This window comes from Bacteroides sp. OF04-15BH, from assembly GCF_003477995.1.
In the GTDB taxonomy this organism is placed as follows: domain Bacteria; phylum Bacteroidota; class Bacteroidia; order Bacteroidales; family Bacteroidaceae; genus Paraprevotella.
Genome location: NZ_QUEM01000016.1, coordinates 1 through 16,865 on the forward strand (window position 1 = coordinate 1; position 16,865 = coordinate 16,865).

The 16,865-nt window shown below is 46.9% G+C and carries 10 protein-coding genes; 8 read left to right on the forward strand and 2 right to left on the reverse strand.

The window, feature by feature from the left end; all coding sequences use genetic code 11:
* From DXA74_RS08545 to DXA74_RS08570, 6 genes are all read left to right on the forward strand, one after another.
* On the forward strand, positions 1–590 hold a 590-nt coding region (locus DXA74_RS08545; protein WP_233550493.1), incomplete at its 5' end, for a DUF6383 domain-containing protein.
* Between the two features lie 76 nt (positions 591–666).
* A complete protein-coding gene (locus tag DXA74_RS08550; RefSeq protein ID WP_118526644.1) occupies positions 667–3,999 on the forward strand; it encodes a SusC/RagA family TonB-linked outer membrane protein in 3,333 nt (1,110 codons plus the stop codon).
* A 29-nt stretch (positions 4,000–4,028) separates the two neighbouring features.
* Entirely contained in the window at positions 4,029–5,585 is a 1,557-nt protein-coding gene (locus DXA74_RS08555) for a RagB/SusD family nutrient uptake outer membrane protein (RefSeq protein WP_118526646.1), read from the forward strand.
* Between the two features lie 38 nt (positions 5,586–5,623).
* A complete protein-coding gene (locus tag DXA74_RS08560; RefSeq protein ID WP_233550494.1) occupies positions 5,624–6,508 on the forward strand; it encodes a putative zinc-binding metallopeptidase in 885 nt (294 codons plus the stop codon).
* 8 nt (positions 6,509–6,516) lie between these two features.
* Complete coding sequence (locus tag DXA74_RS08565) at positions 6,517–7,884, forward strand: DUF4302 domain-containing protein (RefSeq protein WP_118526648.1); 1,368 nt, start codon at positions 6,517–6,519, stop codon at positions 7,882–7,884.
* Entirely contained in the window at positions 7,884–8,915 is a 1,032-nt protein-coding gene (locus tag DXA74_RS08570; RefSeq protein ID WP_118526650.1) for a BACON domain-containing protein, read from the forward strand. The genes DXA74_RS08565 and DXA74_RS08570 overlap by 1 nt, the downstream gene beginning before the upstream one ends.
* 92 nt (positions 8,916–9,007) lie before the next feature.
* Here DXA74_RS08570 and DXA74_RS08575 read toward each other — a convergent pair whose 3' ends face one another.
* Together DXA74_RS08575 and DXA74_RS08580 are read right to left on the reverse strand one after the other, a co-directional pair.
* A complete protein-coding gene (locus DXA74_RS08575; protein ID WP_158576046.1) occupies positions 9,008–10,639 on the reverse strand; it encodes a M6 family metalloprotease domain-containing protein in 1,632 nt (543 codons plus the stop codon).
* 149 nt (positions 10,640–10,788) lie between these two features.
* Complete coding sequence (locus DXA74_RS08580) at positions 10,789–14,235, reverse strand: hypothetical protein (RefSeq protein ID WP_147401063.1); 3,447 nt, start codon at positions 14,233–14,235, stop codon at positions 10,789–10,791.
* Between the two features lie 482 nt (positions 14,236–14,717).
* Between DXA74_RS08580 and ahpC the strand changes: the two genes are divergently transcribed.
* Entirely contained in the window at positions 14,718–15,284 is a 567-nt protein-coding gene (ahpC, locus tag DXA74_RS08585; RefSeq protein WP_118526656.1) for an alkyl hydroperoxide reductase subunit C, read from the forward strand.
* Positions 15,285–15,299: 15 nt separating this feature from the next.
* Positions 15,300–16,856, forward strand: coding sequence for an alkyl hydroperoxide reductase subunit F (gene ahpF / locus DXA74_RS08590; protein ID WP_118526658.1), 1,557 nt, complete (start codon positions 15,300–15,302; stop codon positions 16,854–16,856).
* Positions 16,857–16,865: the final 9 nt, after the last annotated feature.

A 16,865-nucleotide genomic window follows, 5' to 3' on the forward strand; every position in this document is an offset into this window, starting at 1 on the left:
GTTGCCAAACCTACATTTACAGTATGCCCTTATGGGCGCAGAACTACAAAGCCAACGAAACCTCTCCGGCCTTAGGCGAATGGGGTAAAGGCGGAATCTATGGTAAGGCTGAAGTGATTCCATATTATTTCGACCACGTGGCACTGGGATGCATCGGAACATCATTCAACGGTACCGGAGGATATATCCCTGCTGATGTAGAAGCCGGAAAGACTTATGAAGCCACAATCACCACAACCAACAGCGCCATCAAATATAATGATGCAAACTCTTGCAAGGTTGTCGTTATGATGATTGACGGAAACAGTGGTAAATATATCAATGCAGCTCAGGCTCGTCTGAGCATCACTTCTGGAATTGAAGACGCACAGGACGCTCAGAAGATCCAGATTTCTTGCCAGGATAACGAAATCTGCATCGCAGGTGCAGCTGACGCCAAAGTGGAACTGATTGGCATGAACGGTGCAGTACTGAACAGCGCTGTCTGCTCTGAACGCACCCGACTGACCGTACCGGGATATAAGGGTATTGTTCTGGTTAAAGTGACGCAAGGCAGTCAGACCACAGTACAAAAGGTACTCATGAAATAAAAATCTATTCTTATTAACATGATAAAGTGTGAGGGAGACAACTCCCTCACCTTTTAATACCTACATCAAAAAACTTATGAAACACAAAGTTTTACTATTTCTTTTTTCGCTTTTGGCTTTCAGCTATAGCTCTTGGGCACAGAAGAAGGCATCAGGTGTCGTCATCGACGGCGACTTCAATGAGCCGCTTATGGGAGCCACTATTAAAGTCAAAGGTACTTCATTGGGTGTCGTGACGGATATAAACGGACGTTTTACCCTCAATAACATTCCGAATGAATCTAAGTTTCTGGAAATTACCTATATGGGATTTAATCCTCAGAGTGTTCCCATACAGGAAAATATTAAAGTAATCCTTCAATCCGAGAAAAAGAATCTGGGCGAGGTAGTGGTCACCGGTATGCAGAAAATGGATAAACGTCTGTTCTCTGGTGCCACGGTAAAAATCGATGCCGAGAAAATGAAAATAGACGGTATGGCCGATATCAGCCGCTCTCTGGAAGGAAGAGCTGCCGGTGTTTCCGTTCAGAACGTATCGGGAACTTTCGGTTCGGCTCCTAAAATCAGAGTTCGTGGTGCTACTTCCATTTATGGCAGCAGCCGCCCTCTGTGGGTCGTTGACGGAGTCATCCAGGAAGACGTGATCAACATCGGTGCCGACGAACTGGCAACAGGTGATGTGGAAACCTTGCTGAGCTCTGCCATTGCCGGACTGAATGCCGACGATATCGAGAGCTTCCAAATCCTGAAGGATGGTTCCGCAACTTCTATTTATGGAGCACGGGCCATGGCCGGCGTTATTGTCATTACGACCAAGAAAGGAAAGGCCGGTGTAAGCCGCATCAATTATACGGGAGAATTCACCACCCGTATGAAACCCAGCTACAACAACTACAACATCATGAACTCCAAAGACCAGATGGATGTGTACCGCGAAATGGCTGCAAAAGGTTGGCTGAACTTCTCCGGTGACAACACAAATGGTCTGTACAATGCTCCCAACAGCGGAGTTTATGGAAAAATGTGGCAGCTGATCAATACTTACGATCCGACAACCGGACAGTTTGCCTTGGCAAACACTACTGAAGCACGCAACGGTTATCTGCAAATGGCAGAACAGAGAAACACAGACTGGTTCGACGAACTGTTCAGCAATTCAATCATGCAGAACCACTCTATCAGTGTTTCCTCCGGTAGTGACAAAGCTACTTATTACGCTTCCCTGAGTGTGATGAACGATCCGGGATGGTATCTGAAAAGTGGTGTTCAGCGCTATACTGCCAATTTGAACACTTCTTATAAGTTAGGTAAGAAAGTAACTTTGAACCTGCTCAGCAATGCAGCCTACAGAAAGCAGAACGCGCCGGGAACTTCCAGTCAGGCCGTCAATCTGGTAGATGGAGAAATCAGTCGTGATTTTGACATTAACCCCTACTCTTATGCTTTGAATTCTTCACGTACACTTGATCCGAAAGAAACTTACCGACGCAATTATGCCGATTTCAATATCTTCAAGGAACTGGACAACAACTTCATTGAACTGAATACCGTTGACCTGAAGTTCCAGACCGAACTGAAGTGGGCTCCTGTGAAGGAATTGGAATTAAGCGTTTTGGGTGCCCTGAAGTATAACACCATCGACAATGAGCACTTCATCATGGATGAGTCCAATCAGGCCAATGCCTACCGCGCCATGGACAACTCTATCATCATTGACTCCAATGATAAACTGTATCCAGACCCGGATCATCCTTATGACCTGCCGATCACCGTTCTCCCGGAAGGAGGTATCTATCGCCGTACAGACTATAAGACCAAAGGATTTGATTTCCGTACTTCATTCTCTTGGAACCGCCTGTGGAAAGACGACCATCTGACCAACGTATACGGAGGTATGGAAACCAATGCCACAGACTATGACTATTCTACCTTCAATGGTATCGGTATGCAATATGAAATGGGAGAAACTCCATTCTATATCTACCAGTATTTCAAACAGGCCATTGAACAGGGAACCAGCTATTACGGTCTGTCACATTCTCACTCCAGAAGTGCAGCCTTCTTCCTGAATGCCAACTACGCCTACCAGCAGAGATATTCTGTAAACGGTACCGTACGTTACGAAGGAACCAACCAGCTGGGCCGTTCACGCTCTGCACGCTGGTTGCCCACCTGGAACATTTCCGGCAGATGGAACCTGGATCAGGAGAAATTCTTCGCACCCCTGAAAAAGGTTGTCTCTACTGCATCACTGAAATTGTCATACTCACTGACCGGAGACCGTGGTCCGAACCTGACCAATTCAACAGCCATATTCTCCAGCTACAATCCGTTCCGTCCTATGACCGGTACTCAGGAAAGTGGTCTGGAACTGGTGATGCTGGCCAATGATGATCTGACCTACGAAAAGAAAACTGAGTTCAACGTCGGTTTGGAAATCGGTCTGTTCGACAACAGAATCAACACCAGCATGGATTTCTATACCCGTGACAACCACGATTTGATCGGAACAACCAGAACTCAGGGTGTGGGAGGAGAGATCTCCAAATACGCAAACGTTGCAGCCATGAAGTCACATGGTTTTGAATTGAGCATCTCTTCAACCAATATTCAGAACAAGAACTTCAGATGGACAACCGACTTCATCTACTCTGTTTACAAGAATGAGGTGACCCAGCTGAATGCCATCGCCTCTACAATGGACTATGTGAGCGGAACCGGATTCACCATGGTGGGTTATCCACACCGAGGTCTGTTCTCCATTCCGTTTGCCGGACTGGACGAAAACGGTATCCCGACCTTCTATAACGAAAAGGGAGAGATTACCAGCACAGACCTGAGTTTCCAATACAGCGACGACTTCTCCTGGTTGAAATACGAAGGACCGACTGACCCGACTTTCAGCGGTAGTTTGGGAAATACTTTCTCTTACAAGAATTTCCGTCTGAATGTCTATATCACCTATTCAGGAGGTAATGTAGTTCGTCTGGACCCTGTATTCAGTGCCAAATATACAGACCTTACCGCTACTTCACGCGAGTTCAAAAACCGTTGGATGAAGCCGGGTGACGAGGAACACACCACAATTCCGACCATCCTGAGCTACCGTCAGTATTACAACAATACACAGCTCGCAACAGCATATAACGCTTACAACTATTCAACAGAAAGAGTAGCCGACGGAGGATTCATCCGTTTGAAGGAAATTTCCCTGAACTATGATTTCCCGAAAAAGATCTGTTCAACTCTGAAGCTGTCCAGCCTGTCCGCCAAATTACAGGCAACCAATCTTTGCCTTCTCTATGCAGACAAGAAGCTGAACGGACAGGATCCGGAATTCATCAACTCCGGTGGTGTTGCTTCACCAGTACCCCGTCAGTTCACCTTTACTCTTAGATTAGGAATTTAATAGTGTATCACAAAGTATAGAAAAAGAAAATGAAAAAAATATTGCAAGCAATCGTTGTTCCATCTATTCTGTTTGCATGCGCCTCATGCAACGACTTTCTGGATACAATGCCTGATAACCGTACAGAATTGAACACCCCTGAAAAGATCAGCAAAGTGCTTGTGGATGCCTACCCCACTGCCAATTGGAATATGCTGGCAGAATTTTCATCAGACAATACCGATGACAACGGTTCCAGAAATATGGAGTTAGACCGTCTTTCGGAAGAGGTCTATCACTGGAAAGACACTAAAGAATCCGGCAATGACAGTCCGGGAGCTTACTGGGAAGCCTGCTACAAGGCTGTTGCCGTCAGCAACCATGCTCTGGAAGCTATCGAGAAACTGGGTGACACGGAGGATTTGAAAGCACAGAAAGGCGAAGCTCTTTTGTGCCGTGCTTACGGACACTTCATGCTGAGCTACATTTTCTGCAATGCCTGGACTACCAGCAATCAGAATACAGCTTTGGGTATTCCTTACAGCACCAAACCGGAAACTACGGTCAATCCAAGCTATGAGCGCGGAACAATCGGTCAGACTTACGAAAAGATCGCCAAAGATATCGAAGAAGGTCTCGCCTTAGTGGACGACAATAATTATAGTGTTCCGAAATATCACTTCAACCGTAAGGCTGCTTATGCCTTTGCCGCACGTTTCTATTTGTATTATGGAAAATATGAACGCGCCATTGAATGTGCCAACGTAGTTCTGGGCGACAATGCCAGTCTGGTACTGCGTGACTGGGAGGCCTTGGGTAAGTTGTCTTTAAATGAAGATCATCAACCTAACGCCTACATCAGTTCGACGGAACAGGCCAACCTGCTGCTGGTCACCTCACGTTCTTTCTGGGGACTCTACAACGGTCCGTTGACAACCTCAAACCGTTACTGTCACAATCCGACAATTGCAGAAACAGAAACCTGTAGCTCAACCGGTGTTTGGGGAGACTGCACCAGCACTCTGAAACAGCAGCCGGCCGACTATACCAGCATTCCGAAGGTGGTGTTCAGAAAGTTCCCACTTTATTATATGGAATATACAGATCCGGTTTTAGGAAACGGTTATTACAACATCATCAGTTCTGCTTTCAACACCGACGAAACCTTGCTCGTCCGTGCCGAAGCCTATGCACTGACCAAGCAATACAGCAAGGCCATTGCCGACATGCAGAGCTGGCTGAATGCCTACACCACTTCCAAGGTACAGTTGACAGAAGAGAACATCAACCAGTTCTACGGTAATATTGCCTACTACACACCGACTGAACCGACCGTGAAGAAAGAGCTTCATCCGGATTTTGCTTTGGAAGCCGGAACACAGGAAAACCTGATTCAGTTCATCCTGCACGCCCGTCGTATCACCACCTTGCATGAAGGTCTGCGTTGGGGCGACATCAAGCGCTATGGTATTACCATTTACCGCAGAATTATTGAGGATAAGGAAATCACCGTAACCGATGAACTGAAAGCCGACGATCCACGCCGCGCCATCCAGCTTCCGGCAGATGTTATTCTGGCTGGTCTGGAAGCGAATCCGAGATCATAACATATCATATATAGATCATTATTAAACAAGTATACCCAATGATTAGAAAATATATAGGTTATCTGTTTTTGGCAGCCTGCTGTTTCGGTGCTACCTCATGCGACCGGGACGAAATAACTCCGGGAAGTAATTTCGACACCACAGCTCCCGAGCGTAACGCTTTCGACCAATGGCTGCTGAAGAATTATGTAGCTCCTTATAATATTGATGTCAAATACAAATGGGAAGACATCGAGAGCAATCTGGCTTATGACCTGGCTCCGGTAAAGACGGAGAATGCCATCAAGCTTTCAAAGATCGTAAAATACGTGTGGCTGGAAGCTTATGACGAAGTAGCCGGAATCGACTTCATGCGTACTTATGTGCCAAAACAAATCATGCTCATCGGTTCATCAGCCTATAATGCCGATACCCAAACCGAGATGCTGGGTACTGCTGAAGGAGGTATGAAGGTCATGCTCTACAATGTAAACTATATCGACAACTATATCCAGCATCCGGAACAGCTGAACACAAGCTATTTCCACGTCATGCACCATGAGTTCTCTCATATCCTGCACCAGACCAAGCCTTACAGCACCGATTTCAAGACAATCACCGAAAGCGGATACATCGGCTCACAGTGGGAAGAGACAGCCGATTCCACAGCTCATAAGAGAGGGTTCGTAACTCCTTATGCCATGGAACAGCCTGACGAGGATTTTGCAGAGACCTTGTCAACCTATATCACCCAAGACCAGGCTTCATGGGATGCCATGCTGAAGGATTGCGGTGAAGAAGGTGCCCAGTTGGTTACCCGCAAACTGGAGCTGGTCAAGACCTACATGCAGGAATCCTGGAATATTGACATGGACGAGCTTCGCAGCGTGGTGCAGCGTCGTTGCAGCGAAATTCACAATCTGGATCTAGAAAATATTAATTAAGAAACGGTATGAAAAAATATAGTTTAATCAGTTGTTTGTTCTTGATATCCCTGCTGATGCAATCCTGCTTCTTCAGCGAAGAGGAAATTTTCAATGAAGAGCCCGGCCAGCGTGTTGAAGCAAGTCTGAAGGAATATCAGAAAATTCTGACCGAAGCCCCCAACGGTTGGTTATTGGAATATTATGCTGGAGGAGAAATGCACGATATCGGCGGTGTGGTTCTTCTCATGAAATTCGAAGGAGAAGATGTCACGATTGCTTCCGACACCCGTGTCAGAGGCTATGGCGAAGCCAAGGCCGTAGAAGTGGGCGAACGTGTCACTTCCAAATATTCTTTGCTGAAGGATCAGGGTCCTACCCTATCTTTCTGCACCTACAATGCATTGATTCACTATTGGTCTGAGCCTAAGGGTGTGTTCGATGCCGATGGTCTGGAAGGCGACTTTGAGTTTGTCATTACCAATGCCACTCCGGATGCCATCACCCTGAAAGGAAAGAAACACAATACGATTCTGACCATGAAGCGTATGGCAGAGGATATGGATTGGGATACTTACCTGAACAACTGTAAGAAAGTTCGCGAAGAAAGCGCCGAGTATGCGACACTCGTCGGTTATCAGAACGGCTATGCTTTCAACAAGAACATTTATTCTCAGTCCAATGTCCTGATCATCAGCAAGACCGATGGTACCGGCAAAGAAACCACTCAAAAAACTTCTTTTGCCTATACCGATAAAGGTATCCGCCTGTTTGAACCGCTTACCGTAAACGACGTTACAGTGAACGAGTTCACCTGGAATGTCACAGACAAGAAGTTTACTGCCACCACAGATGCTTCCGTAGTATTGCAATATGAACGCCCAGACTATTGGGTTCCTATTGAGTTCTATACAGATAATGAATGGGAAGCCAGCTACAGCTATATGTTTGAGCGCAAGGACACCACGGTGAACATCGAATTCACCCGCCTGAACGAAAGCGACACGCTGTCGGTAAAGATTCCTTGCGGAAGCATGAAGGTAGAAACCAAAGCACTCTACAACAGAATCACCGGTATGCTGGAGTTCCGCACCCAGTTCCTTACCGCAGTACAGCTGACCTATGAAAGCGGAGAGAAAGTAAATGCCTATCTGTATCTCTGCCCTTGGAACCCGGATCAGGGAACCATGTTCATGACCGAAACTGCCGGAATTGTCAGCGAAGCCAAGCAGCTGTCTCCGCGCATTCTCACCTTCAAGGACAACGGACGCTCTTCGGGTACTTCATTGGAAGGTTTCGTTTTCTATGCCTTCAAGGAATTCTCTTTGGAAAGTTCCCCTATCGGTGTTTTGGAGAGTTACAACAACATTGAGTTTAAACAAAAAGAACAAGAATAATGAAAAAATATATTCCTTTTCTGATGGTTCCCATGCTCTGCATGGGTGCCATCAGTTGCCAGGATGAAGAAGAGAGCACTTACTCTTTGCAGGTCGTTAAATCGGAAGCTTACTTTCAGGCCAAAGAATCCAAGGGTTACATTGTCCTGTCTCAATCCGGCAATTTTACAGCAAGTTCTTCTGAAGACTGGTGCCAGGTAACCTGCAAGCAGGACAGCGTGCTCCTGCAGGTATCCAACAATACCTCCCTGGAGGGCCGTACGGCTATCGTCACCATCACTTCTGCCGACGGAAGTCAGAAGGTGCCGGTTTCACAAGCCGGAGGTTATTTCAGAAGCGATGCCGGACAGGATACCTTTGTAGTAAATAACAAACAACAGGATCTGGCCTACGCCATCAAAACCGTTTTCGATTATGAATCTTCAACCGATGCTTCCTGGATTACCCCGAATATCGGTTCTGACGGCACCACTTTAAGCATCACTTCCAATACCAGTGGAGCACCGCGCTATGCCCTGGTGAAGTTCTATTGTGCTTCTCTGAACCAGACCATCACGACAGGCATTTACCAGTATGAAACCAGCGACTTCTTAGGAAACTGGACTGCACAATGGCAGGATAAAAGCGGCAAGCAACAGCAAAAGCCGATTCAGCTCATTGCCGATGAAAGTCATCCCGGACAGATGGTCATCGAAGGATTGCAAGATGGAATCCGTATTCCGGTCGTAGCATACGGAAATAGTCTGGCCATTGTCACCAACAGTTATGCCGGTATGTTCAATTCACAATATCAGGTATATGTCTGCGGTTTGTCGGAAGACAACATTATCTATTCCAAGGAAAAGGAAACCGTGGCACGCCACTATTTCTGCAATCCGGAATATCTGAACGACAAGCTCAGTTATCCCTTCAAGGCCGACAGTACTTTCCAGGATGGAAAGAAGATGGGAGGATTTGCCCTGTCTGCCTATAAGAACAATCAGAATATGGGAGCCATCAACCAGTTCCTGAATCTGGAACTGACCCGCTAACCCGCTTCTGAGACATAAAAAACAAACCGCCCGGACAACAGTGAAGGAAACACTGAGTCCGGGCGGTTTATTTTATCACGATACCCCAAGTCTTATCGGAGCACTTTGATCAGATTTCCCTGTGCATCGCGAACAATATAGATACCCTTCTGATTCGGCTTTTTGTCCCAACGCAATCCGTCCAGACTCCAGCAACCTTCTTCTGCTCCGGCCTGTAGGAGCGGAGCATTGACCGAGGTAATCACATTCTGGTCGTCTCCCCCCATAAACTGGAATGAAGCCCGTCCGGTCTGTGCATCATAAGTCATTTCCGTTATCGGCTTGCCCATCAGTCCCCAAAGACCCACATATACATTCGCCGCCGGAGTTGATGTATCGGTCAGCTCATTATTACCGGCCTCGTTCGGATACAGGTCATGACGGATGCTTTCTTCATATTCCGCCTCGTTCACTCCGGTTACCAGTTGCAGACGCTCATTGTCGGCAGCAATCACATGCACGCTGGGAGCAGCACTGTTGTTCAGAGAATTGTCTTTCCAGGAATTGGAATTAAATCCGCCGGGCAGATAAACGTGCGTGATGAGAATACCCTCAGCCGGACAGTCATGGTTCCATCCCTTTCCGTCGATTGTTTCCAGAATATAGTATTCCGAATTATCCACATTATTGGAAACCTTGAGCGGTGCCGCATTCGCCGGCCAGCCCACAATCGTAGCCGCCTTGTCCAGCTCTACCGGTTCGGTCCATCCCATACACCATTTCTCCAAAGCACGATAACCCACAGGCAGGTAACCGCCGCCGTTATAACCGCCGTAATCCATCAAAGACCAGGGGCCCATATTAAACTCGGTCAGGATGCCTCCGTCGGTGCGATAGAAGTCCGGCAATCCCAACTGATGACTGAATTCATGGCAGAACGTGCCAAAGCCGTCCAGCTCATCATATAGCAGTTCATTACAGCAGGAATAAGCATGGAAAGTCACTCCGTCAGCCTGCGGCGGGTTATTCACAAATACAGAGGTCTGCGGCCAGATCAGCGTCATGTCCTGAGGATGAGCATGCCGTCCTTCACCGGCAAAGATCACATACGATGCGTCCACCATTCCGTCCCCATTGCTGTCATAGACCGACCAGTCGGGCACAATACCCTGTTCTGAGGCCATAGCTACGGCCTCGCTGACCATTTCGGCTTCTTTATTGACATAGGAAGCTTCGGGCTGCGACAGCTTCAAGGGACCGATGATTTCAAACTCGGGTGTAAACTTGCCGTCGCTCTGATCGGCGAAATACTGATAGGCAGAACCGTTTCCGGCTTCCACCTCACTGCGCGTAGCCGCTCTGCACAAACGGTTTTCAAATCCGGCCTTCGGATCCTTTTCCGAGAAGTCCTTGTCCGCAAAAGAAACCAGAATAACCGGTATGCGGGGACTTCCTTCGTGAATGGACATCTCGCCGATACGGTTCTGGGCTGCCGCTCTGGTCCGGTTGACAACAGCGGCATCCGGACGGCCATACACAAAATTACCCTGTGCATCCTGCACCATCACCCGTCCTTCTGTATCGGTATACCACACTCCGAACTCATCGCCATGAGGCATCAGCACCAGTTCGCTTCCATCCGGCCCAGTCACCGTGATGCTCTTGCGGATCACGGGTGAGGCTGCCAAGGAAGCGCAACACAGAAGCGCCATGGACAGTGTCTTGAAACGCAAAGATCCCTGCATTCTTTTCTGATTTTTTTTCAATCCGATAATACTCATAATATCATGTTTATTAAATCTTAAAAACCCGCAGCCCAACCGGTTGCGGGAAAAAAGAGGAAAGATAACACAGTCTGTTACCTTTCCTCCCAATCATTTATCTGTCAATTAAATTATTTAACAGCTACCTTCTTACCATTAATGATATAAAGTCCTTTCTTCAGATTCTTCACTACGGAAGCATCAGCCTTATGATAGAGCAATACACCATCAATTGTGTAAACGGTTACCTGAGCATTGTCGCCCCATACATTCTGAATACCGGTAGCCGGACCAGCAATGTGGTAAGTCAATGTCATGGCAGGTATTGGCTCGAAGTTAGAGTAAGCCAGCATGCCTTCCGGAATCTCCAGAGTGTAGTCACCCGGCTCAGTGATTGTCTCATCCAAAGTGTAACGGTAACCCAAGAAGTTTTCCCAATTACCATCTTCGAATACCCATTCCAACTTGTCGGCATTGAACTTAGCCAGTTCGTTACCATCCTTATCCTTCAGAACCATCTCCTTGGCATAATCATTGATTTCAATGCCCTTGAAGAAGAATTCGCTCAACTCTTCCACTTCAGCACCGTCGGCCGGAGTGATTTCGATTGGTTTCGGAGCCGCAACGACAACAATTGAATACATCAACTTAGGATTGCACTTACCACCGGCAAACTCAGTTGCACCATACTCATCATCACCGAAGGCTTCTTCCGGAATGATCAACATGTAAGAATCAGGAGTAGTCACTTCCTTCTCCAAAGTTACCAGAATGGTGAAGAACTCATCTTCCGGATCACGGCTCAAAGTACCGGTAATTGTGCTACCGCTCAGACGTCCCACCAGACTGACTTCCTTAGGATCTTTCTCATTGAGAGAGAATGTAGTCGACATCTTCAGGCGGATTTCCTTAATGCTGTAGACTGACTCTTCGCCAGATGGAGTTACAGATGCAGGTTCAAAGGTCTTGTCCAGTTCACCGTCACCGGTTGAAGAACCTACAGTGAAGTTATAGACTTCCTCCTTGTTGTTGAATGAATCAAACTGTTCACCCAAAATGAAGTAACCGCGTGGCAAAATCACATTGTAAGCTCCGTCTGCCAGAGGCTTGTCAAAGTAATAGATCAGTGAATTAGGCTGATAGAACGGATTATCCTGTTCTTCTTCAGGAATTACCGGAGTGAACTGAGCGCCGCTCTCAATGCTATAAACCACGGTACGGTTGGCCAAATCATAAATCTTGATTTCCTTACTTCCCAGATAAGACTGAGACAGGAACTTGGTACAATCAAATTTGAGTCCGGTAACCACGCCTGCAGTTTCTACGGTAGAGATTGTTACATCCGGAACCTGTACTGTGCAAGAATAGTATAAAATCCAGTAGCTGCCATCATCTTCTCCATGAGTAGCCTTAACTGTTCTTCCCTGCTCATCCTTTGCAGAAACAGAAAGCTGAATTGTTTCTGGAGCTGAAGCCAGATATTCCTTACCGATAACCAAAGTCCAAACGGTCTTGTCCTCATTTGAAGTAACTGACTTCAAGTCAGCGGTCATACCGAATCCCTGGATAATGAAAGCATTGACATCAACAGCCTTACTGAAAGTCAAATCAATGCTGTAATCCTCGTCAGCAGTTTCAATCTTCACAGGAGTTTCCAGATTGGTATCGTCTTCCGGTGTCGGTTCCGGAGTGATACTTACCAGAGTTGCGTCGCTGTACTCATAAGGTTTGGTCAAACCGTTCCAGGTAACTTTGCCTACTCCCAGAGGATCAGCTCCGTAATTGTAATCATTTTCTTCCTTATAAGCAGTAACAGTCAGTTCGTATTGATGACCTTCCATCAAAACGCAGTCATAATAGAAGTAGTTAGACCATCCGTTTTCTTCTTTCTGGAAGATTGAAGTAGATTTCACAATTTCATCTGTTGTAATATCCTTGATATCGAAAATCATGAAACCAATCTCGTCATCCTTAGAAGTTGTCAGGGTCAGCGTACCTTCTGATGGAATCTTTTCGTAAGAACCACCATTTTCGTAATTACAGCTCAAGATCTTCAACTCGGTATCTTCCGGAGAATAAACCGGTGCCTGATAAGTGGCTACTACATCCTGACTATGATCCAATCCATCAACAGTAGACAAAGCAGACAAGGATACCTTAACCTCAGAACCTTCATCAGCAATCATACGTGGAACCGGTACGGTCAGAATCATGGCAGTGTTATCTGCCGGGTCCTCAACCTTCTCAATCTTGTCGTTCATGACGATAGTGCTTTTGTTCGCACCACCGGAAACGTAGTCAAAACGTACACCTTCATAAATCAATGTAGCATCGTTCTGAATCCAGATTTCCAAATTATCCACATCGGTCAGTGAAGAACCATTTGCCGGAGTGAAGTCACTGGCTACATTTGCAGTTACGTCCACCAGATTGAACATAAAGGAAATAGAACCGACAGCACCTGGCTGTGTAGAAGCGATATACTGTCCGTCTTCAGACTTCAGATTGGCAACCTTAATAGAAAGGATCTTGAAGATATCATCATCAGAACTGTAATTCGGAGTCATGTCCTGAGTACGTCTGAGTTTACCAGACAAATCTACGGTAGCCGTATTACCTTCGACAGTTACCGGAATACTCTCCTGATAATAACCACCGACTGCATCCAGATCCAGATCTCCATAATTCAAAACAGCCTTCGGAGCATCATTGGCATCATTCAACAGATTGCCGTCGAAAGTCAAGACAATCTTGGATGCAGGATTTGAAGGAACATAATATGAAAGGAAATCGGTGAACTTATCCAGAGATGCACCGGTTACACTAACCAGTTCCAGAGCTTTTGCAGCTATTTTATAGGTTACGCTCAAAGAACCGTCTTCTCCGTAGATAATGCTCTGGTCTTTAGCATAACGTACCTTGTTCAGAGTAATGGTCAAATCATCACCGGCCTTTACCTTCTCTTCCTTAAGCCATCCTGTCAGAACAGACAGAACATCCAAAGAAGCAAAACGCTCAGAAGTGATGTTGACTTCTACGGTTGCAGTCTGTGCTCCCGAAGTAATCGTGGCATTGTCGATCAACACATCGTTGTTAAAGGCATAAGACACCAGAGAAGCGTCTTCAGAAGAAAGCACGGAACCTTCCTGCGGAGTTACAGACACCAGTTCCAGTTTCACCTCGTCTGCTTTTCTGAAAGAAGAAGTAAAGCTTCCGGCATCCATCATCCACTGATAAAAATAATAAGTGGCACCTGTCTGAACCTCCACTTCCAGAACTCCATTCACAGCTGTCTTCAGAGTCTCTGTAGAAGTGTCAACATAACGTCCTTTTGTCTGACTCAAAAAAGAACCGTAAGGAGAATGATTCTCCAATCTAAGGACTCCATTTTCTGTGGCTACGTAAGAAACATAGACTGACTGGAAAGCCTTATACTCATAAGTCTCTCCCACCTTCAAGTCTATATTCAGATCTTCAACTGCAGAAGACCGAACGGCTTTTGCATCAAGACCTACAAACAGTAAGCATACCAAAGCCATCAGAATGCCCTTTACTGAATAAGTAGATAATTTTTGCATAAAACTTAATTTTAAATTAATTTGTTATTCGATTGCAAATATAGGGATATATATTAAAAGCCAAAAAAAATATCCTTTTTTTTTACGCAATAAGTAGTAATATTAATGATTTGGAATAAAAAACAGCATTAAAATGAATAAATATAACAATAAATGCATAAAGCAATGGATTTATAGTAATATCAAAAAATAAATAGTACTTTTTTTAATTTCTATATTAAGATAAAAGATTAATACATTAACCAATTAAAACATAAAAAACCTTGCACAACAATATAAATTAACCCATAAAATCCAACGGTTGCTGAAGCACACCTTATATATATAAACAGGAAATCATCACCTGCCGAAAAGATGATTTCCGCAGACCTCATTTTACTCACTTTTGGGTATTGCATCCTTGGAGGCTTCGGACTACCTTTGCATTGTAATTATTACAAAACAGTATTCAAACAAAACCACAATTTAAAACGAAGAAAATTATGACTACAATTATCAACACACGTGTACCTGAGTTCAAGGTTCAGGCTTATCATAACGGCAAGTTCGTAACCGTATCCAATGAGGATATTCAAGGCAAGTGGGCCATTTTCTTTTTCTATCCGGCTGATTTCACTTTTGTCTGCCCTACTGAGCTGGTCGATATGGCCGAGAAGTATGAGCAGTTCCGTGCCATGGGTGTCGAGGTATATTCCGTAAGTACGGACTCTCACTTTGTACACAAGGCATGGCACGATGCCTCTGAAAGCATCCGCAAGATTCAGTATCCGATGCTGGCCGATCCTACCGGAGCTCTGTCTCGTGCCTTTGGCGTGATGATCGAGGAGGATGGCATGGCCTACCGCGGTACTTTTGTCGTAAACCCGGAAGGTCTCATCAAGCTGGTGGAGATTCAGGACAACAGCATCGGACGAAATGCCGACGAGCTGTTGCGTAAGGTCGAAGCGGCTCAGTTTGTAGCGGCACACGACGGCGAGGTTTGTCCCGCAAAATGGAAGAAAGGAGAAGAAACTCTGAAACCAAGCATTGACTTGGTGGGTAAAATCTAAAAAAGGAGGTACTTTATGCTGGATGCATCATTAAAGGAACAGGTGAAACAGATCTTTGCCGGACTGGAAGCGGACTATCTCTTCGACATCGCTGCAAGAAACGGCCACAAATCTTTGCAGGAGCTGAAAGAACTGCTGGAAGAAACGGCGTCGTGCTCGGAACGGCTGGACTGTCGCCTGCGCGAAGGAAAGGATCTGGAGCTGCACCTCCTGAAAAACGGTTCGGACACGGGAATCTGCTTCCGGGCCGTACCGGGCGGACATGAGTTCAGTTCGTTGCTGCTGGCCATTCTCAATGCCGACGGCAAGGGCAAGAACCTGCCCGACGAAACGACCACACGACGAATCCAGGCTCTGAAAGGAGAAGCGGAGATTATCACTTACATGTCGCTGTCGTGTACCAACTGTCCGGATGTGGTGCAGGCTCTGAACACCATCGCCCTGCTGCATCCCGGCATCCGGCACACGGCCGTTGACGGTGCGCTCTATCCTGAGGAGACCCGGGAAAAGGGAATTCAGGCCGTGCCCGCGGTATTTTTAGGCGATCAGGTGTTGCATATCGGACGGGGCACCTTGGGCGAATTGCTCGACAAACTGGAAGAAAGGCTCGGCCGGCAACCGGCATCCGAGGTAACCTCTCCCGAGGAGGTGGATTTTGATGTTCTGGTGGCTGGCGGTGGACCGGCCGGAACGGCAGCAGCCATCTATTCGGCACGAAAGGGTCTGAAAGTGGGAGTCGTCGCAGGACGTATCGGTGGTCAGGTAAACGAAACCGTCGGCATCGAGAACCTCATTTCCGTACCTCATACCACCGGAAAAGAACTGGCGGGTGATTTGCGCCGCCATCTGGATGCCTATCACATTCAGGTGTATGACAACCGGCAAATCGAGAACTTTTCTCTGGAGGAGGGACAGAAAGTGCTGCACACCCGCGGCGGAGAACGTTTCCGAGCCCCGGCTCTGATTATTGCCACCGGTGCTTCCTGGCGCAAGCTGAATGTGCCGGGCGAGCAGGAATATATCGGACGCGGCGTGGCCTTTTGCCCGCACTGCGACGGTCCGTTCTACAAAGGACGGCATGTGGCAGTCATCGGCGGAGGAAATTCGGGCGTGGAAGCTGCCATCGACCTGGCCGGAATCTGTGCCCGTGTAACGGTACTGGAGTTTATGGATTCCCTGAAAGCGGACACGGTGCTGCAAGAGAAACTGCACACACTGCCGAATGTGGAGGTGCTCACCGGAAAACAGACACTGGAAATTCTGGGCAACGGGGAAAAGCTCACGGGTCTGCGCCTGAAAGACCGTGCCACAGAACAGGAAGAAACCCTGGCGCTGGATGGCGTGTTCCTGCAAATCGGACTGACAGCCAACAGCCAGCTGTTCCGCGAAGTGGTAGAAACCAACCGTCTGGGCGAAATCGTCACCGACCGGAATGGCCGCACTTCCCTACCGGGAATCTATGCAGCCGGCGATGTGTCGGACGTAAGTTACAAACAGATCATCATCTCCATGGGCGAAGGCGCCAAGGCCGCTCTCGCTGCCTTTGACGACCGCATTCGCGGAGTATGCTGAAAGACATGA

Excerpts from the sequence above, each read along its gene's own strand:
- DXA74_RS08550 (WP_118526644.1), top strand. The coding sequence starts at position 667 with ATGAAACACAAAGTTTTACTATTTCTTTTTTCGCTTTTGGCTTTCAGC.
- DXA74_RS08555 (WP_118526646.1), top strand. The coding sequence starts at position 4,029 with ATGAAAAAAATATTGCAAGCAATCGTTGTTCCATCTATTCTGTTTGCA.
- DXA74_RS08560 (WP_233550494.1), top strand. The coding sequence starts at position 5,624 with ATGATTAGAAAATATATAGGTTATCTGTTTTTGGCAGCCTGCTGTTTC.
- DXA74_RS08565 (WP_118526648.1), top strand. The coding sequence starts at position 6,517 with ATGAAAAAATATAGTTTAATCAGTTGTTTGTTCTTGATATCCCTGCTG.
- DXA74_RS08570 (WP_118526650.1), top strand. The coding sequence starts at position 7,884 with ATGAAAAAATATATTCCTTTTCTGATGGTTCCCATGCTCTGCATGGGT.
- DXA74_RS08575 (WP_158576046.1), bottom strand. The coding sequence starts at position 10,639 with ATGCAGGGATCTTTGCGTTTCAAGACACTGTCCATGGCGCTTCTGTGT.
- DXA74_RS08580 (WP_147401063.1), bottom strand. The coding sequence starts at position 14,235 with ATGCAAAAATTATCTACTTATTCAGTAAAGGGCATTCTGATGGCTTTG.
- ahpC (WP_118526656.1), top strand. The coding sequence starts at position 14,718 with ATGACTACAATTATCAACACACGTGTACCTGAGTTCAAGGTTCAGGCT.
- ahpF (WP_118526658.1), top strand. The coding sequence starts at position 15,300 with ATGCTGGATGCATCATTAAAGGAACAGGTGAAACAGATCTTTGCCGGA.